Below are 19,197 nucleotides of genomic sequence, written 5' to 3' on the forward strand. Positions count from 1 at the left end.
GCGCTAGGATGGATCGAAGCACACGGCGCACCTGCGGATAATCCTGCTTTTTGGGATTCGGTCTCGGCCAATTCTTATCTCGCCGATCTTTCTGGACCGTTGGAGCTGCACCACGGAACATTGGATGAAGATGTCCCTTTGGATTTTTCCATCCGCCTCGCCGAACAGGCTCGCAGCGTTGGCAAGACTGCCGACTTATACACCTATGAGGGCGATAACCATAATATTTCAAAATATTTCTCAACCGCCATGCAAAGGACGATTGCATTCTTCGATCTGGCTTTGAAATAATCCCCTAACAGAGTAAGGGCGACCCTTCATAGTCAATCGAGTATCTCTTCCTGCTGGGCGGGTCGCCCCTACCTGTCAAAATGCAAAACCGCCAAATTTCCGTCAAAGGTCTTTGCGAGTTGTTCAGGGATATGGCCTAATGTATCCGCAACCCGTTTGCGGGAGCCAAAGCCTGGCAGAATGATAAAACTGCTCGTGGATTCATGTACCAGATTTTCCGGCTTAAGCTGTTCAGCCAACGCCTCGATCTTAACGGGATGGTCTGATTCTATCGCGAGGAGAAATGTCTCAGCGATCTGCAGATACGCATTATCCGCAATAATCTCCAGCGGCACATTAAGGGCTTTCGCAAGAGTCAAATTTGTTTCGAGCATACGGCGCAGAATAATAGGCGGAACTGTTTTGGGTGGAATGACAAAAACAATGCGCTTCATTCCATTCAATGGAAGCGAAAGTTTTCCGATCATTACAGGTGTATCCGATCCCCAGATCACTTCATCCAGGACACTGCCAAGCATAGACTCGCGCAGTGTCCGCTTGCCGCGCCAGCCCATAAGGATAAGTGACGCGTTCTGTTCGTGCGCAGTTTGTAATATTCCCTGCGCATGAGAGGAGGCAAGTCGCGGAATAAGTTCAATTTCAGTTTCGGGGTCATTCAACAATTCAGGAACGCGGCCAAGCAATTCCTTATGAAGCGAAAAATTGCTGTCCCTGTCCAACCCTGTATCGTTCGCCACACTGACAGCCAGCACCCTGCCTTTGGACGAGTGCGCAAGCAAACTCGCAAGGGAAACGAGTCCCGCAGATTGTTTCAGGTCAGCAACGGGGACGAGTATCCGCCCAAAGAGAGGCAATACATCCTCGTCTGCTTCAGCAGTTTTCAGGTCAGGGGCGAAGCGCTGGACGAGTAGAGGAGAAGTAATTGAGGTGAGCAGGATCATCAAGATGGCGGCATTGAAAAGGGTGGAGTCAAAAAGTCCAGTTTCCAAACCAATCACCAATGTGGGAATGGTGACTGCGGCTTGCGCGTGTGAGAGACCGTAAACTGTCCAGAATTCGGACTTGGTGTATTTGTAAATGCGCGCGGTGATCCAGGCAGCGATGAATTTGGAAACATAAGCCACGATGGTAACGCCGATCGCAACGATGATCGTCTGTGGACTCTTGAGAAATGTAAGCGGATCTGTGATGAGTCCGCTGTAAAGAATGAAAACTGGAATGAAAAATGATTCACCAATGAATAACACATGCCCCGTGACCGGGCTGTGGCGCGGAAGTGTGGCGTTGATGGCAAGCCCCGCGAGAAACGCGCCGACGACTTCATGCACGCCGATCAACTCCGCGACAAAGGCGGAAATAAAAAGTGTGACGATCACAAATTGAAATTCAACGGCGCGGCCGGAGATGCGTTTAAAGACAAATTTGCCGAGGCGAGGCAAGCCGAAGACGATCGCGAGCGCAAAGATCGTTAGCGAAATAATTAGCTGTACAAAATAGCCAGCAGAAATACCGCCTGTTCTTGCGCCAAGCACTATCGCAAGAATAACAAATGCACCGATGTCGGTAAGTACGGTCGCGCCTGTTGTAACGGCAATGGCTTCGTTGCGGGTTACGCCAAGTTTGGTAAGGATGGGAAATGCAATGAGTGTGTGAGATGCGAACGCGGAGCCAAGCAGGATCATGCCTAAAAAGTCGAGGCCAAGAATATAGCCAAGCCCCATACCCATCAGTTGCGGGAAGATAAAGGTGATCACGCCAAAAACCAGGGCACGTCCGCGCACACGCAGGAATTGATTGATGTCCACTTCGAGACCCGCGCTGAACATAAGATACACGAGGCCGATGGTGGAAAGAAACTCAATACGGTCGCCCGCTTCCATGAGTCCGAAGCCATGCGGACCGATCAATATGCCGCCAATGATGATACCAATAATTCCTGGCAACTTCACGCGCTCAGACAAGAGCGGCGTGACGAGGATAATGGTCATGACCAGCAGGAAGAATCCAACAGGCTTATTAAGTAGTTCAATCAGCATTGATATTCCATTGGGAGAAAAATTAAATAAGAACTACTTCAACCATTTCACCAGCGCTTAATCCTGTTGCGTCTGGGTGAATTCGTAAGAGTCCATCGGCGGAGGCGAGAGTGAAGATGAGGTTTGATTTGCCAAAGATGGGTTCAGCTTCGTAATTTACGATTGGTGATTTACGATTGACGATTAATTTCACAGACCACCAATCTTCTCTGCCTGCTTGAGAAGGTAAGTTCACTGTGAGTTTTGCTTGAACAGTTGCCTTGGGTTTTGGCAGCGCGCCTAATAATTTTTCGATGACTGGCACAACGAATAAATATCCGTTCACCAATGCGCTGACAGGGTTGCCGGGCAGGCCGATCACTGCTTTGCCGTTGCACACGCCCAAGATCGTTGGCTTGCCGGGCCGTGTGTTGATGCCGTGTACCAATACGCCAGGTTCTCCCAAGGTGCGGATGACTTCGGCGGTCATGTCTCTTGTGGATGCGGATGAGCCTGCGGTGATGATGATCACATCACACTCGGAAAGCGCCTTCGCCGCCGCTTCCTGCAGGACCTGAAAGCTGTCGCTAAAAATCCCATAGCGGATCGCTTCACCGCCAGTTTTTTCAACGAGCGCCCCAAGTGTGTACGAGTTGATATCACGCACCTGCCCATAGCGCGGAGTTTGACTTGGGTCAATCACTTCATCACCCGTGGAGAGAAGCCCAACACGCGGCTTTTTCGCAGTTTGAATGGATGTGATTCCCAATGCCATTAATCCGCCAATTTCTGCAGGGCGGATCAGAGTCCCTTTTGGGATGACCAATTGTCCCTGAGCAACATCTTCGCCAATGCGGATCAGATTCTCGCCATCGGCGACAGATTTGAAGATTTCGATTTCCTCTGTTGGGGCGGATCGCGATCCGCTCATACCAGTTGTTTGTGTATATTCCAACATCACAACAGCGTCTGCGCCTTTGGGCAGCATACCACCCGTGTGGATCAACGCGCATTGGCCTGCGCCAATTTCAAAGGCTGGCGCGTCGCCCATTGGAACTTCACCGACCAATGTCAGATACGCGGGAAGCGAGTCACTTGCACCAAAAGTATCTCTCGCGCGGACGGCGTATCCGTCCACTGTGGTGCGGGGGAAGTCTGGCAATGGGTGGGGCGCGAATATGTCAGACGCGGTGAAGCGGCCCAAAGATGAGGTCACTGCAATGGATTCGGAATCAATTTTTGGCTGGGGGAGATGCGAGAGCAATAGAGTCCGCGCATCATCGGGGGGAAGAAGAGTCAAAAATTCAGGCATGGTTATCTAAGCCAAAAAGTCAAAGTGATGAAATAAGTTGTGAGTCCACAGACCGCAAGCGCAGTCGTGGTGAGAAAGACCCAATTCGGTTTGCCGCCGATTGAGATATGACGGAGGTGAATGATCTGCAGGATGGCAAACGGCAGGGTAAGAAATGCAGGCCAGATCAGCGAAAAGGAATACCCAAGCAAAGGCACGGCAGCGAATATACCATAAGCAAAGATGATCAGGCTGTGATGGAAAGGGACAGCGCGCTCCCATGTCAGGCTTCGCAACAATGTGGCGCGTTGATATTTCTGGTCAGTCGTAAATGAGGTGAAATTTAGAATTAAAAAGTATGCCAGCGCAAGCGCCGTAAGCGGGATGACAAGGATGATAAGCAAGCGATGATTTTCCTTCGCCTGTAAAAGAAAACCAATGGACGGAATGATGTAGGCGATATGCGCCGCGAGAGCTAATTCTCCAAATCCGCGGTCGATGAGTCGAAATGGATGAACTGCGTAGAGGATGACTGTCACGAGAGACGAAAGAAGAAAGAGTGAGGATTCAAGCACGAGGCTATGATTGATATAAAGCAGAAAAGCCAGTACCGCATTGACTGTCAGCAATCCATAGGAAACATAAAGCAGGTTGTTTCTGAGCGTCTCTTTTTGTTTAGGCGTTTCGTTCTCAACCAGCGGCTCATTATGCGGGCGAAACACATCGGCCAGCAGGGACATGCTCAATTGCGCCAAGAGGACGCCAATAAGCCCAAGCCAGAACGTAAGCGCGGAAAATGATTTCCCAAGATAAGCAGGGATGCTCGAGCCGAGCAGATAGGTCAGCGCGGCGAGGAGGAGATGGAGAGGGCGGGAGAGTTTTAACAATTTACGATTTAGGAAAGGATGAATTATGAAGGATGAAGGATGAAGGATGAATAAATCATTCGATTACTTTTTCGATAGATATTTTTCCAATCGCTCTATAGCCTGCGGGAGATTCTTCCTGCCAAGTCCCAGTCGAAAATGATTATTGGATTCATCATACATCGTGCCAGGGAGAAACAAAACGCCAGCCTTTCGGACGAGATCATCGCAAAAATCTTCAACGTCACCTTTGAGCAGTTTTGGAAATCCCATTGAGCCTGCCTTCGGACGAGCCCATGTAAAAAATGCGGGATAACGAGAAAAAAGGTCGTCAACAATAGTGAGATTGTGTTTGATAATTTCCAGGTTCCGCTCGGCAAGCTTTACACGATGGCGCATGGCAACTTCCGCGAGAAATTCGCTGGGCGCGGAATTACAGATGGTTGTGTAATCTTTGAGAGAGGCCATATTTTGATATATAGTTTTATTCTTTGTGGCGACCCATCCGATTCGCAGCCCCGCCAAGCCATATGTTTTGGATGTAACACCGAGCGAAACAGCATGTTCGCCATAGTCACAGGCAGCGGGCAAGCGGTCAGCCAAATCATATTCAGATTCTCGGTAGACCTCATCGGAGAAAAGAAGCAGGTTATTCTCCTGCGCAAACCTGTTCAGCGCATCAAAATCCGCGCGGGACATCAAATAACCTGTCGGGTTATGCGGCGTATTGATGACAATCCCTTTGGTGTTGGGACGCACAAGTTTCTTTAATTCATCCAGATCCAGCGCCCAATCATTTTCTTCACGAGCCATCCACAGACTGATATCACAACCGACAGAGCGTGCCACTTCGGCAAGGGATTGGTAGCCAGGAGAATGAACAATGACATGGTCGCCATTTTTGAAGGCGGCATACATGAACAGATAAATCGCCTCCCCCGCGCCTGTGTGGACGAGAATATCCTCGGGCTGAATTGTCGTGTAGAGATTACAAATCTCTTTTCGGAGGGAAAGACTGCCTTGCGATTCGGTATATCCCAGCCAGACGTTTTGAAGTTTATCCGCCGCGCCGTCTTCAAAGGCAAGTAAATCCGCAATGGACATCGCTTCACAATCCGAAGAACACAGCAGGAATTCAGTGTTGAACTCGTATTTGGCAAAATAACGTTCGAGTTTGAAGGGGGGAAGATGCATAGGAGAAGGATGAATTATGAAGGATAAAAGATGAAATCTGTTCGCACCAAAGTATTTACTTTAGCACTTTCTTCAGATCACGGTAATGGATCTGGTTATGAAGATACAACATTTTCACCATCTCGCGGATGGTGGTCATTTCGAGAAATGGATGACGGCCTGTGATCTCAAGTTCTTCATCTTTCAATCCAGATACCCATGCAACTGAGTTTGCGCGCACATCCCTATATTGTTCAAGCAGTTCAGCGGAAGTAAACTCTTTTGTCTTTTGTTGCTGGGCCTCGTTATAGCGATCAATCGAGAAATCATCCGCCGCGCCTGTACCTCCCTGACGAACCGATTCGAACAGTTTGATCAGTCCGCGCTCCGAAGTGACAAAGTGTGCCAGCACATTACGGATCGTCCAGGTTGTGCCTTCGGTATACACTTCGGCATTCCATTGATCATCTGTTAACCCAGAAAAAATACCAATAAATTTTTCACCTTCAGATTTCAGTTTTTCAGCAAGTTCTGTGATTTCAGACATAGTCAACTCCTAAAAAATTATTTACCGCAAAGCACGCGAAGTGCGCAAAGAAAACCTTTTAAAATTCTTAGCGGCCTTGGCGAGCTTCGCGGTTTAAAAAATCATGGTTCGGGGAAACCTGCGTAATTAATGGATTTCTTTCCTGTTGTTGGATAAAAATATCTTTTCATCGAAGATATCTGCTCGATCAAACGCTCGCTGTCTTCAAAATCTGCGCGCACATAATAATAGTGGGTATCGTACGGGCTGTCGCCAAAGATCGCAGCGAGCACATATCCATTTGCCTCGGCATAATCTTTCAGCAGGATCGTCATGCCAAACCATCTCTGCGCCAGATTCGCTTCGGTCAGCTTTGGCGGGACCAATGGCGAGTAATAATCATGGAACATAATAATATGCGGTTTGTATTGATCAAGATATTCCACAGTAATACCGCCATTATGCGCGATGAACTGGTCATTCAGTCCCCAGGTGTCGATCGCTGTCCAGCCCGAATAATAAGGCAGCAGACCCGCTTCAGTGGTCGCGATCACATAGCCCTTGCCGCGGTATTCCGCCAGCAATTTTCCCATATCATAACGGCCGTCATCTTCATACGGGCGGTCGCAGCTTCGTTGATAGGATGCCAGAGAACAATTCTGAAACCACGAATAATAAACCAGACTTCCGCACAAACCAATTAATGCGATGAAGTACGCGTTTCTTTCTCTACCTGATAATTGATTCAGCCACGAGAAGTTTAATCCACGCACAAGCGGAGTCCACGACATGAGCGCGATCGGTACAAGGGCGTACTGAAAGCGGGCGCCGTAATTCATTTCATCTGAGATCAAAATAAACGCCGAAGCGAACCCGAGAATGGGGATTAGATATGCAAGAGTTTGCTTTGTCGCTTCGCGCGAACGAAAACCGAGCAAGGCAATGATCGCAAACGGCAGGCATAAACGCAAAGTATTCATCAGGGAATTGTCAAACGAGTCCCAATGCAAACCGCTGTCCCCTTTCTTATAAAACGGATTCGGCAACGGGTATCCGAAGTAGTCCCATCTCCATAGGAAATATGCGCCGCCAAGCCCAAGCCAAAAATAGCATAATGCCAAAAATCATGATCCTTGAAATGGAATTCGTAAGTCCACGCATAAAAATAACGGATAACAACATCAGCGACGCAAGGATGACTCCCTCTGGGCGAATCAATCCAGTGACGAGTCCGCTCAGGGCGAAGGCGAGTGAAAGCCAAAAGGGCTGATCTTCTCTTTGAATAAGGAGCAGGCCCAGTGTCCAGGTAGAAGCAACGGCGAGAGCAAAGAAAGGCGTCCCAAAGTAGGCAGAGACATAGGAGAGTCCCGTCCCAACAGCGAGATAAAGTCCGCTTAAAAAAGAAAATGGAATATTTGAATTGTTGATGCGGCGGTTCGTCCAGTAGACAATGAGAACGGTGAGAAGATGCGAGGCAAAGCCAATACCGCGCACAGATTGACCAACGGTTAAGCCAAGTTTTATAAATGCCGCAGATACCGCCATGAAAAGAAAATCGGTCGCGCCATCTACGGGGTGTTCGCCGATATTCCAAACAATGCCGTGGCCGCCCGCAAGGTTTTGAGCGTAACGCATGAGCATCGCGGCATCTTCAAATGGCGGGATGGAAAAATCCACATAGCGCGACGCGTAGTACAACGTAGGCGCAACGAGCAGGATGGAGATGAGGAGGTCGGGGAGGATTTTTTTGCTGGGCATTTGGGATTTGGTTAATATCAGTGATTAAATTAAAGAGTATCCACCATCAACAACAATAGTCTGTCCAGTAATATACTCGTTTTTGATGAGAAATTCGAGAGCGGATGCAATTTCTTCGGGCCGCGCGGCGCGCTTGAGCGGCAGGCGATTGACAAGTTTATCCCATTCTTCCTGAGTGACAACATCCGATTGCAAAACCAAGCCAGGCGCAATGGCGTTGACTCGGATGCTCGGGGCAAATGCGCGTGCCAGCAATTTGGTTAACGACTCTAACGCAGCCTTGCTGACCGTGTAAGATGGATAGCGGCTCCATGCTTTTTGCGCGCCTATATCGGTAATGTTGACAATGAGTCCGCCTGATGTCATTCGTTTGGCGGCTTCCTGCGCAAGCAGAAAAGGCGCGCGAAGATTAAGATCGAGAGCAGAGTCCCAATCTTTCAATTCAAGGTCGCGCGGATTTCCAACAGGCATGATGGCGGCGGAATTGACAAGCAGGTCGAAGGTCGAAAGTCGAAGGTCAGTATCGAGAATGGAGAATAGTGAATGGATTTCTTCAGGTTGAGTTAGGTCAGCTTTGAAGAGATGGACTTTGACACCAAGGGATTCAACTTCACTTTTTGTTTTTTGCGCCTGCTCTTCGGCGGTGTGATAATGCAAAAGAAGATCGTATCCCATGCGAGCAAGAGTCAGCGCAAAGGCTTTTCCGAGTCTGTGTGCACCGCCAGTAACGAGAGCGAGAGGTTTGGTCATGCAGAGATTATAAGGGATTTGAGGATTGGACATAAGAAAATTGAGCTTTACGAATATTTGTCTTTGTAAAATTAAAGAAATGATCGTATAGTTGGAATTAATGCAGGAGATGGTTATTCCGTGTAAAACATTAAGCGTATGGAGGTAAATGTGAACCAACAATTAAAAACCAAATTAGATCGATCATTCAAATTAACGCAAGATCTTGTAATCCATCTTGATGAAACTTCATTGACCCTGGATTTACCAAATCTGCCTTCCAATCGAATCGCAAGTCAATTGTGGTGCATCGTCGGTGCTCGTGAAAGTTATATCAAAGCAATCGAAATGGGCGGTTGGAAGGGATTTTCGTGCAGCCTGACAACGCCGCGTGTTAAGCAATCCGTGCTTGCCGTTTTGGAGACGACGCATAAGCAAATGAACGGAATCGACTTCACGGATCTTTCTTCTATACAGATCGAACTCGCGTTCGACCTCCTTGAACATGAAATCCAGCATCACGGTCAACTTATTCGCTTTGTCTATGGTAATGCTCTGACATTCCCAGACAGTTGGAATCAACGCTACACAGTGTAGCAAAAGCATGAATTTCCGCCTTATAGTTGCTTCGGGCTGTCAAACCATTTGATATACTATAAAAATGCATATCGAGTTCACAGGCGAAATTTTCTATTGGCGCGGACCCGCCCCTTTTCTATTTGTTGCCGTCCCAGAAAAACCAAGCAGCGATATAAAAGCGATCTCCTCCATGGTCACTTATGGCTGGGGGGTGATTCCTGTCCACGTGCGGATCGGAAAAACCGAATGGCAGACTTCCCTTTTCCCAAAAGAGGGCCGCTATCTTGTGCCCATAAAAAAGAGCGTTCAAAAATCAGAAAATCTTGGTGTAGGCGACAAAGTGACGTTACAACTCCAAATTCATTGGTAAGCCACTCAACAAAAGCAAACCGTTAAAAAAGACAGCGGATACCAATTGGTATCCGCTGCTCGTACTTATCCATCTTTTTTACTTTCTAAAGAAATTCGAAATAAAGAACCAAATATTTGCGGGGCGTTCTGCAAGGCGGCGCATGAAATAGGGGTACCAATGTGTGCCGAAGGGAACATACACGCGCACGGGATAACCTTCCTTTACAAGCTGTTCCTGCAAGTCGCGGCGAATGCCGTACAGCATTTGAAATTCAAGTCCGTTCTTGGGGAGACCCACCTTTTCGGCGTATTGTTTGGCAAATGCAATGCGCTTGTCATCGTGCGAGGCGATCGCAGGGATGGCTGGGATACGGCCATCTTCCGATAATTTCGTTTGATTGGCAAGGGAAGCATCGATCAGGATCTTGGTCAACAGATCGTAATTTGCGTCCACATCCGCTTTTCTGGGGAAGGCTTTTTCGGCAGGTTCCATATACGCACCCTTCACCAAGCGGATGGGCGTCCTGTCTTGAAGCAGCCGGTGCGTATCCGCTTCAGCACGGTACAAATATGATTGGACCGCCGTACCGACGTTGGTATAGCCCCTCTCGCGCATCAAATAATATAGATTGATCGTTTTGTCGGTATAGGGAGTATCTTCAATATCCACGCGGACAAAGGTGTTATTCTTCCTTGCCCGGGCGAGAATCCGCTCCAGGTTTTCGGCACACAGGTTCTCGTCGAGGCCAAGACCGATCTGAGTCAACTTAATGGAGACGTTTCCCCGGGCCGATGGCTCTGCCCCAAGCGCATCCAGAGTCGCAAAAATATCATCGGTGGCCTGTTGTGATTCTTCAGGTGTGTTGGTATGCTCGCCAAGGTGATCAAGCGTGACGTTTATCCCCTTGGCATTTAACTCACGGACGACAATCATCGCGTCGCTGAGTCTTGTCCCTGCTACAAAACGGGAAGCAGTACGCCAGGCAAAACTCCAGCCGGTAACCAGCTTTTGCGCCCAGGCGGCTTTCGAAAGATAAATGAGGAAAGAACGGAGCATATCGATCCTTTTTATAGAGGGATGTGCCGGCGGACCGGCAAACCTATTCTAGCACAATGCCCCATTTGGGTGTGTTATACTTTTTCTGTGATATTTGTCATTACTTTGGAGACCGTGTGAGAAATCGAAATACAAACACAATCCTTCGGGGTGTATCCATCCTTTTTTTGACCGGTGCACTTATCCTCTCCTTTATTTCACTGATCGGATACAGCCGCCAGCGTAACAACTTTCCCGCCAGCATGACAATTGCAGATGTACCTGTAGGCGGGCTAACTCCCTCCAACGCCTCTCAAAGGCTGCTGGAAGTTTACACCTCTCCGGTCGAAGTCCTATATAACGGCGCAGTCATCCATATTGACCCAATCGTGGCTGGTTTTCAGGTGGATATTGAAGCCATGCTGGCCGCGGCAGAACTAAACCGTACAGGTAGTTCATTTTGGGGTGGATTTTGGAACTACCTTTGGAATCGCACCTCCAATGAAACGCAAATCCCCTTAAGCTCAAATCTAGTAGAAGAACGCCTGCGCGAATATCTACAGAATGAGATTTCATCCCGATACGACCTTCCGCCTTCACCCGCACAGCCGATTCCCGGCGGAACCTCGTTCCTGCCCGGCCAACCCGGGCAGGTTCTTGACCTTGACCGAGCGATACAACTGATCGGGGATGCCTTTCGTTCCCCAACCAATCGCTCTGTGGCGCTCTCATTCACACGCAGCTCCGCTGCGCGCCCCACGGTTGAAAATCTGACAATATTGCTCAAACAAATTGTGGCCATTTCCAAGTTTGACGGCTTAATCGGCTTCTACATGGTGGATCTGCAGAACGGCCAGGAAATCCATTTTTCCATGAACAACAAGGTGGAAATCCCCACCGAGCCGGATATTGCATTCACGGCATCCAGCACCATAAAAGTACCGATCGTGACCTCCTACTTGATCAACCGCGGCAGCGTGCTCGACACAGAAACATCAAACACGATCTCACGCGTACTGGGAAAGTCAGATAATTCCGCTACAGACCTGATACTATCCGCAATCGACAATAACAACGGTCCGTTAATCGTCACCCAAAACATGGAAGCGCTCGGATTTAATAGCACATATATCGGCGGTTTCTTCTATATCGGTGCGCCCAACCTGCTGCCAAATCGATTAACTCCCGGCAATCAGCGCATTGATGTTTTCACTGATCCTGACCCATATTCCCAAACCACCCCATCTGAGATGGGAGCCCTACTTGCCGATCTATATCAGTGCGCGCAGAATGGCGGCGGCGCCTTGATCGCGGCATTCCCAGACAAGGTCAGCCCGGCCACCTGCCAGCTTCTGATCGACTTCATGGCGCAGGATAAACTGGGATCTCTGATTCAGGGCGGAGTGCCAGACGGAACGCTTGTTCCGCACAAACATGGTTACGTGCCCGCCTCAGATGGCGTTGTCCGCGACACGAGTGATGTCGGCATCGTCTACACGCCGGGTGGAAATTTTGTACTATCCATTTACTCCTACCATCCGATCAATAATGTTTGGGACAACATCAATCCATTGTTCGGAAATTTGACAAAGGCTGTTTACAACTACTTCAACATAACAGCCCAGTAATTACAATGTTCATGCAAGTATGAAAATCGGTCTTTTTTTCACACTTCGTATATAATGCAACCTATGAGCGCATCACTAGGCCTGTACCGGCTGCAACAAGTTGACAGAAAAATTGACCGTTCGCGTACGCAACTCGAAACGATCCGCCAGACTCTTGAAAATGATGTTGAATTACGCCAGGCGCGCGAGCATGTAGAAACAGCCCAAACGAGTCATTTCCATTCCCAACTTCAACTGAAAAATGCAACTGCCGAAGCGGAAGCCCAGAAAATAAAAATAGAACAAGCCGAATCGAATTTATACGGGGGACGGGTGCAAAACCCGAAAGAACTGCAAGACCTGCAAAAAGACATTGTTTCCTTAAAGAAATATCTGATCACATTGGAAGAGCGGGAGCTTGAAGCAATGGTCAATGCAGAAACCACCGAGAACGATCTGCAAAGGGCGAAAACAGAACTTGAATTAATTCAGGCACGCCTTGGAAATGAACACAAGAATCTGCTGACAGACCAAACCGCTATCCTTGCAGACCTCGAACAAATGACTGAAGAACGCGAAGCCGCGCTCGGACCGATCGAAAGCAGCTTGCTCCAAATCTACGAATCCCTGCGCCAACAAAAGCGCGGCACAGCCGTGGCGGAGATCAATGACGGAGCATGTGCTTCATGCGGCACCACCTTAAACGCCGCCCTGCAGCAAAGCGCCCGTTCGCCAAAGCAACTATCCAATTGTCCTTCCTGTGGACGAATCCTATTTGCAAATTAATTATTAATCATGTTCCAATTTGCAATTGACCCCTTCTCATTCTTCATCGGTTTCATAACCGCTTCCATTTTTTGGCTGCTCGTTTCGCGCGCCCGTCCGCTTTGGGAAGAAATGCGGGCTTCTCTAAAAGAAAAACGCGAAACCTCTCAAACGCGCAAATCAAGTACTGTTGAGGAAAATCATCGTCGAGTCACATTACGACGTGCACAAGGAATGCATATCGCCGCGCAGCTCTTTGCGTTGGATGAGATCCTCCTCGAGCCTTTGCTGATCATGCCTCCGGCCAGAGTGGAACCGGGCGCACCGCCCGCATTTGAAGATGTGATCACTCAGACCCTGCCATATCTTCCCTCATGGCCGGAGATCGCCGCCGCCTATCACGCGTCCACTTTGACCCTCACACAGGCTTTATCTGGGAACGCCAACATCGTTATTATCGGCCAACCGGGCACCGGGAAGACAGTGTCCCTCGCGCACCTCGCATCCCTCGCCGCGAATCGAAGCGAGCATCTCGAAGGCTTGAAGAATGCCGTTCCATTCCTTGTCCATGTTGCAGATCTAAAACTCCCTACCGCCGACAAAAAAAATTTACTGGCCCCGTTGATCGAAGCTGCATCAGAACATGCCCCCATGTTCGATCTTGGCCGCCTGCCAAAATTCTTCCAGAATACATTTAGTGGCGGCAATGCGTTGTTGCTTGTGGATGGTTTCGATGAGATCCCGCCTGAAGCTCAACAGGTTGTAACAGAATATTTCAAAGTTATTCAAAAAGATTATCCACTGACACGCATCGTCACTACCGGCGCACCGGAATATTTGGATGGTTTGATCGGCCTTGGATTTGCGCCGCTTGCGTTAATCACATGGTCTGTTCAGAAAAATGAAAAATTTATTGAAAACTGGGGCAAACTGTGGTCTCAAACCATTGCGCTGGAATCCTGGTCGCAAAGCGGCCCTGAACAAGTAGATCCGTTCCTGCTTAACATTTGGCTGGGCGCTGATAATGTAAATTTAACTCCGCTTGAGCTAACTCTCAAAACCTGGGGCGCATACGCCGGCGATAGTTTGGGACCAAGCACTATGGATGCCATCGCTACGCACATCCGCCGCATTGCGCCAGCCAATACTCCGCTCGCTGCGCTTGAAACACTCGGCATGCAGGCGATGTTAAATTCACAACCAATATTTGATTCCCGTAAAGCGCGCGATTGGGTAAAGTCTTTTGAAGTCGCTGAAGAAAAAGCTGAGGATGCCAACGGCCTGTCGGAAGAGGAAGAAGCCAAACCCAAAAAAGGAAAGAAAAACGAAAAACGTGTTGGAACACCGACAAGCGGTTTGCTTGGAAAAATGGCAGCCAGTGGCTTACTAATAAGTTATCCAAATAACAAAATGCGTTTTATACACCCGGTGTTCGCGGGATATCTTGCGGGGTATGCATTATCCAATTACAACGCCGAAGAGACGTTGATCAACCAGACTGATTGGTCTGGCAAATACCTTGCCATGCGTTACTTCGCCGCACGGGGTGATGCATCCAAATTGGTGCAGACTTTATTGGAATTTTCACGCCTGCCAATGCACCGCCCGCTCTTTGCGGCGGCACGCTGGCTGCGAGATGCACCAAAAGATGCGCCGTGGCGCGGAAAATTATTTGGGACGCTAGCCGCCATCATGCAAACTGCCGGCATCCCGTTTGGAGTGCGCGGACAGGCAATGGCCGCATTCGTAGTCAGCAACGATCCGGGCGCCGCCGCCCTCTTCCGACAATTGGGAGCAAGTCTTTCATTCGAACTTGTTCAATTGGCAGTATTGGGAACTGGCGCGCTGCGCGATACCAAAGCCTTGAAATCTGTTGAACAGGCGATGGATGCTCCCAGCATATCAGTTCGCCGCGCGGCGTGTATGGCATTGGTCGCAATGGGAACAAATGATGCGCTTGAATCAGTGGCGCATACCCTGCTCAGTGGCGACGAGGATATTCGCCGAGCCGCGGGAGAAGCCCTCTCGAACGATCCACATGAAGGCTACGCAATGTTACGCGATGGCATTACATTAAGTGACATTCTCCTGCGCCGCGCTGTTGTTTATGGACTCGGGCGCATCAATGAAGAATGGGCTAATGAAATGTTGAAGAAAGTACAGGTCGAAGACGATCAATGGATCGTCCGAAATGCCGCAACCGAGGTATTGGATGCGAAACAGCATATTAGTTCGCGCGCGCCGCGTAAACTCAAAGCCCCGTATGAATCGCCCTGGCTGATCGAGTTCGCAAGCAAGCAAGGTATGGGGATTTCACCCGGTGCCCCAGCCACAGATATTCTCCTGCTTGCCCTCAAAGGAGACGACCCCGATACGCGTCTCGCAGCGCTGCCTTATCTAAAGTTCACACCTAACGAGGGCGTAATAGCCCAATTGTATGACGCAATGTACCGGGACGATCCCGAATTGCGCGAAGCGGCTTACAGCACGCTCTGGGAGATTGGTGCGTCCGGCGTTAAGCTCCCACACCCTAGTCAATATGGATTCGGTTAACTATGCTCATCACAAATGCTAATATCATCACCTGGGAATCCGAAAATCGGATTCTGCAAAACCACGCGATCTACATCGTGGGAGACCGCATCAAAGAGATCGGCACCACCAAATCTCTAACGGCGAAGTACCCAAAGGCAAAAGCGCTTGATGCTCGCGGACAGTATGTGATGCCCGGCAGTATTTGCGCGCATACCCATTTTTATGGAGCCTTTGCACGCGGCATGGCCATCCCCGGGCCTGCCCCAAAAGACTTCCCTGAGATCCTGCAAAAGTTGTGGTGGCCGCTTGACCGTTCGCTGGATGCGGAAGCAGTGCGCTTCTCGGCCTTGGTCTGTCTGGTGGACGCGATCAAGCATGGCACAACGACTCTCATCGATCATCACGCTTCACCAAATTGTATTGACGGTTCGCTCGATCTGATTGCCGATGCTGTTGATAAAAGCGGTTTGCGCGGTGTGTTGTGTTATGAAGTGACAGATCGTGATGGAAGCGAAAAAGCCAACGCGGGGATCAATGAAAATGTGCGCTTCCTAAAACGATTGGCCGCTGACCCGCATCCGCGCCTCGCTGCGACCTTTGGCCTGCACGCCAGTCTGACGCTTTCGGGCATCACCCTGCAGGCTTGCCGCGCAGCCGTCCCCGAAGGAACAGGTTTCCACGTGCATACCGCTGAACACGAATCGGATCAGTATGACAGCTTAAGCAAAAGTGATATGCGCGTGATCGACCGACTATCGAAACATGGAATCCTTGGACCAAACACGATCACCGCGCACGGCATCCACTTTGATGCGCGTGAAATGGAAATCCTAAAAGAGACCGGCTCCTGGCTTACCCACCAGCCGCGTTCAAACATGAACAATGGAGTCGGTGTTACGCCTGTTGAATCCATGATGCGCTTGGGAGTTAAAGTCTGTTTGGGAAATGACGGTTTCTCCAACGCCATGTGGGAGGAATGGAAAACGGTATATCTGTTGCATAAAGCTCATCACCGTGACCCGCGCCGTATGGGCGGATATGACGTCCAGCAAATGGCGATCTACAATAATGCCGCGCTGGCAAACATGTTCTTCCCTGCCGCACCCATCGGGCAGATCACAGCAGGCGCATTCGCTGACCTGATGTTTGTGGATTACCATCCATTCACCCAATTGACCGCTGGGAATTTACCCTGGCATATCATTTTTGGTTTCAATCAAAGCATGGTCACGACCACCATCGCAGCTGGAAAAATCCTGATGAAAGACCGCGAGTTATTGACACTCAACGAAGAAGAGATTGCCGCGCGCGCCAGAGAAATTGCGCCAAGAATTTGGAAACGATACGAAGAGGAAGTGGCGAAAGTCATGTAATAAACAAAATCCATCCGCAGACTAGAAGGATTTGACAGATTATAAAAAATCTGCGCAATCTGAGAAATCTGTGGATATTCTTTGAACTGGAGATTTTATGAACAACACCAATCTTTTATTATCCATCGCCGTCTTAGGCGGAACTGGCAAGGAAGGCAAAGGACTTGCTTATCGTTGGGCGCGCGCGGGGTATCATGTCCGCATTGGCTCGCGGACGGCGGAGAAAGCCATAGCCGCCGCGAACGAGATCAAGGAAATGCTTGGGGATGGAGTCTCTGTCGAAGGGATGAGCAACCTCGAAGCGGCGCACAATTCAGATATTGCAGTTCTAACCGTTCCCTACTCCGCGCATCGCGACACCTTGGAATCGGTCAAAGATGAACTCAAGGGAAAAATCCTTGTGGATGTAACTGTGCCGCTTGTCCCGCCGAAAGTTGCCACCGTGCAAATGCCCGCGGCAGGCTCCGCTGCGCAGGAAGCAAAACAGATCCTCGGCGATGATGTTCAGGTGTGCGCCGCGTTCCAAAATATTGGACATGATCATTTGCTTGGAGACTCTGAAGTCGAATGTGACGTGCTCGTCACAGGCTCCAGCAAGGATGCACGCGCTGAGACGATCAAATTAGTTGAAGCTACGGGTTTACGTGGATGGGACGCAGGACCGATCGAAAACTCAATGGTGATCGAAGGACTGACCAGTATTTTGATCGGCATCAACAAAAAATATGGATCAACTCATGCAGGTATCAAGATCACAGGTGCTCAACATCAATAAACCGAAACGCTCAAGCGTTTAATGCAATGCCGCTTACACTAAATTCACTCAAAAACATACCGTTCATCCGCCAGGGCGACAACCTGGCGGATATTCTCGTTAAGTCCCTGCGGGAATCAAGCATCGAATTGCAAAACGACGACATCCTGGTGATTGCGCAAAAGATCGTCAGTAAAAGCGAAGGGCGGATGGTAAATCTTGCGACAGTTACGCCATCACAGCGCGCCATTGAACTCGCACAAAAAGCGGAGAAGGATCCGCGTGTGATGGAGCTTATGCTACAGGAAAGTAATGAGATCCTGCGCATACGAGTGGGAACCATTATTGTTGAGCACAAACTTGGTTTCGTGTGCGCCAATGCAGGGATTGACCATTCAAACGTGATGGGCGATGGGAATGAAAAAGAAGAATATGTTTTACTTCTTCCCGAAGACCCTGACCGCTCTGCGCGAATTATACGCGAACAGATAAAACATATAACAAAAAAAAACATCGGTGTCATGATCATCGACTCACATGGCCGCGCATGGCGCAATGGCACGGTTGGTATTTGCATTGGTCTTAGCGGACTACCAGCGCTGATCGACGAACGCGGCTGGAAAGATCTATTTGGCTTGACGCTCAAAATTACGGTCGTCGGAGTGGCGGATGAACTCGCCGCCGCCGCATCGCTCGTGATGGGGCAAGCCGCCGAAGGCATCCCCGCCGTGCATGTGCGCGGATTCCCCTATCCGCTCGGCGAAGGCACACTCAAAGACCTGATCCGCCCGAAAGAACAGGATATGTTCCGCTAATATGATTCCAATGTTCGTCTGGTATCTTTGAACAAGTTATCAAAGAGGCTCAATGAAAAATTTTCCTCAAGAATATCTAGACCTTCTCAAAGATGAAACAAAAGCCTATCTGTTTCTTGCAACCACCATGCCGGATGGTTCACCGCAAGTCACACCGATATGGTTTAACGCAGATGAGGATCACATCCTCATCAACACCAATGAAGGACGCACAAAAGATCGCAACATGAAAGCACGTCCCAAAGTCGCGCTGGTAATTCAAGACCCCACAACACCCTATCGCTACATTCAAATCCGCGGAGAGATTGCTGAGTCCACTACTCAAGGCGCTGATGAGCACATTAACCAGCTTTCGCTCAAATATGACAACAAGGCCTGGAAATACCGTGAGGGACAAAAGCGGATCATCTTCAAAATAAAGCCGACTCACATTGACGCCCACTGATCTCCGCAGCTTTCTGCGGACTCGCCGCTCGATACGCCGCTTCAAACCTGACCCGATCCCTGATTCTGTTATCGAGGATATTCTCACCACTTCAACATTCGCGCCCTCCGCACATCACCGCCAACCATGGAGATTCGCCGTAGTAACAGATTTATCAGTAAAAAATAAACTTGCCGACGCAATGGCAGAAAAATTTCAACACGAACTTATAAACGATAATCTCTCAACCGATGAAATATCAAAACGTGTCATGCGCTCCAAGGAAAGAATACTCTCCGCGCCTGTTGT

The 19,197-nt window shown here is 49.3% G+C and carries 20 protein-coding genes; 11 read left to right on the forward strand and 9 right to left on the reverse strand.

Going from position 1 to position 19,197, the window contains the following annotated elements:
* Window positions 1-291: prolyl oligopeptidase family serine peptidase (locus IPL17_RS23870; protein ID WP_345309592.1), on the forward strand; the 291-nt coding region annotated here is incomplete at its 5' end.
* Window positions 292-359: 68 nt separating this feature from the next.
* Here the strand turns inward: IPL17_RS23870 and IPL17_RS23875 are convergent.
* The 8 genes from IPL17_RS23875 to IPL17_RS23910 all read right to left on the reverse strand — a co-directional run bounded on the left by IPL17_RS23875 (window position 360) and on the right by IPL17_RS23910 (window position 8,670).
* Complete coding sequence (locus IPL17_RS23875) at window positions 360-2,327, reverse strand: cation:proton antiporter (RefSeq protein WP_345309593.1); 1,968 nt, start codon at window positions 2,325-2,327, stop codon at window positions 360-362.
* Window positions 2,328-2,349: 22 nt separating this feature from the next.
* Complete coding sequence (glp, locus tag IPL17_RS23880) at window positions 2,350-3,618, reverse strand: gephyrin-like molybdotransferase Glp (RefSeq protein WP_345309594.1); 1,269 nt, start codon at window positions 3,616-3,618, stop codon at window positions 2,350-2,352.
* A gap of 2 nt (window positions 3,619-3,620) precedes the next feature.
* Window positions 3,621-4,484, reverse strand: a complete 864-nt coding sequence (locus IPL17_RS23885) for a hypothetical protein (protein WP_345309595.1) — start codon at window positions 4,482-4,484, stop codon at window positions 3,621-3,623.
* A 63-nt stretch (window positions 4,485-4,547) separates the two neighbouring features.
* Window positions 4,548-5,657, reverse strand: coding sequence for an aminotransferase class I/II-fold pyridoxal phosphate-dependent enzyme (locus tag IPL17_RS23890; RefSeq protein WP_345309596.1), 1,110 nt, complete (start codon window positions 5,655-5,657; stop codon window positions 4,548-4,550).
* Between the two features lie 55 nt (window positions 5,658-5,712).
* Window positions 5,713-6,183: a DinB family protein gene (locus IPL17_RS23895; RefSeq protein WP_345309597.1), complete on the reverse strand. Its 471-nt coding sequence runs from the start codon at window positions 6,181-6,183 to the stop codon at window positions 5,713-5,715.
* 101 nt (window positions 6,184-6,284) lie between these two features.
* Window positions 6,285-7,208, reverse strand: a complete 924-nt coding sequence (locus tag IPL17_RS23900) for a hypothetical protein (RefSeq protein WP_345309598.1) — start codon at window positions 7,206-7,208, stop codon at window positions 6,285-6,287.
* Entirely contained in the window at window positions 7,189-7,920 is a 732-nt protein-coding gene (locus IPL17_RS23905) for a hypothetical protein (RefSeq protein ID WP_345309599.1), read from the reverse strand. The genes IPL17_RS23900 and IPL17_RS23905 overlap by 20 nt, the downstream gene beginning before the upstream one ends.
* Window positions 7,921-7,944: 24 nt before the next feature.
* Complete coding sequence (locus IPL17_RS23910) at window positions 7,945-8,670, reverse strand: SDR family oxidoreductase (protein ID WP_345309600.1); 726 nt, start codon at window positions 8,668-8,670, stop codon at window positions 7,945-7,947.
* Between the two features lie 150 nt (window positions 8,671-8,820).
* On the opposite strand from IPL17_RS23910, the gene IPL17_RS23915 reads away from it, so the two are divergent.
* Both IPL17_RS23915 and IPL17_RS23920 read left to right on the forward strand, forming a co-directional pair.
* Window positions 8,821-9,246, forward strand: a complete 426-nt coding sequence (locus tag IPL17_RS23915; protein WP_345309601.1) for a hypothetical protein — start codon at window positions 8,821-8,823, stop codon at window positions 9,244-9,246.
* 64 nt (window positions 9,247-9,310) lie between these two features.
* Window positions 9,311-9,598 carry a DUF1905 domain-containing protein gene (locus IPL17_RS23920; protein ID WP_345309602.1) on the forward strand — a complete coding sequence of 96 codons (288 nt, stop codon included), beginning with the start codon at window positions 9,311-9,313 and terminating at the stop codon, window positions 9,596-9,598.
* 78 nt (window positions 9,599-9,676) lie between these two features.
* Here IPL17_RS23920 and IPL17_RS23925 read toward each other — a convergent pair whose 3' ends face one another.
* A complete protein-coding gene (locus tag IPL17_RS23925) occupies window positions 9,677-10,636 on the reverse strand; it encodes a proline dehydrogenase family protein (RefSeq protein WP_345309603.1) in 960 nt (319 codons plus the stop codon).
* A gap of 167 nt (window positions 10,637-10,803) precedes the next feature.
* On the opposite strand from IPL17_RS23925, the gene IPL17_RS23930 reads away from it, so the two are divergent.
* The 8 genes from IPL17_RS23930 to IPL17_RS23965 all read left to right on the forward strand — a co-directional run.
* Window positions 10,804-12,243 carry a serine hydrolase gene (locus tag IPL17_RS23930; protein ID WP_345309604.1) on the forward strand — a complete coding sequence of 480 codons (1,440 nt, stop codon included), beginning with the start codon at window positions 10,804-10,806 and terminating at the stop codon, window positions 12,241-12,243.
* A 63-nt stretch (window positions 12,244-12,306) separates the two neighbouring features.
* Window positions 12,307-13,008, forward strand: a complete 702-nt coding sequence (locus IPL17_RS23935) for a C4-type zinc ribbon domain-containing protein (RefSeq protein ID WP_345309605.1) — start codon at window positions 12,307-12,309, stop codon at window positions 13,006-13,008.
* Between the two features lie 9 nt (window positions 13,009-13,017).
* Window positions 13,018-15,540, forward strand: coding sequence for a HEAT repeat domain-containing protein (locus IPL17_RS23940; protein ID WP_345309606.1), 2,523 nt, complete (start codon window positions 13,018-13,020; stop codon window positions 15,538-15,540).
* A gap of 2 nt (window positions 15,541-15,542) precedes the next feature.
* A complete protein-coding gene (ssnA, locus tag IPL17_RS23945) occupies window positions 15,543-16,895 on the forward strand; it encodes a putative aminohydrolase SsnA (protein WP_345309607.1) in 1,353 nt (450 codons plus the stop codon).
* A 97-nt stretch (window positions 16,896-16,992) separates the two neighbouring features.
* Window positions 16,993-17,670, forward strand: coding sequence for an NADPH-dependent F420 reductase (gene npdG, locus IPL17_RS23950; protein WP_345309608.1), 678 nt, complete (start codon window positions 16,993-16,995; stop codon window positions 17,668-17,670).
* 26 nt (window positions 17,671-17,696) lie between these two features.
* Entirely contained in the window at window positions 17,697-18,464 is a 768-nt protein-coding gene (locus IPL17_RS23955; protein WP_345309609.1) for a coenzyme F420-0:L-glutamate ligase, read from the forward strand.
* 52 nt (window positions 18,465-18,516) lie between these two features.
* Window positions 18,517-18,909 carry a PPOX class F420-dependent oxidoreductase gene (locus tag IPL17_RS23960; protein WP_345309610.1) on the forward strand — a complete coding sequence of 131 codons (393 nt, stop codon included), beginning with the start codon at window positions 18,517-18,519 and terminating at the stop codon, window positions 18,907-18,909.
* The coding region (locus IPL17_RS23965; RefSeq protein WP_345309611.1) for a nitroreductase family protein at window positions 18,896-19,197 on the forward strand (302 nt) is incomplete at its 3' end. The genes IPL17_RS23960 and IPL17_RS23965, both read left to right, overlap by 14 nt.

The organism is Candidatus Villigracilis saccharophilus (assembly GCF_016711665.1).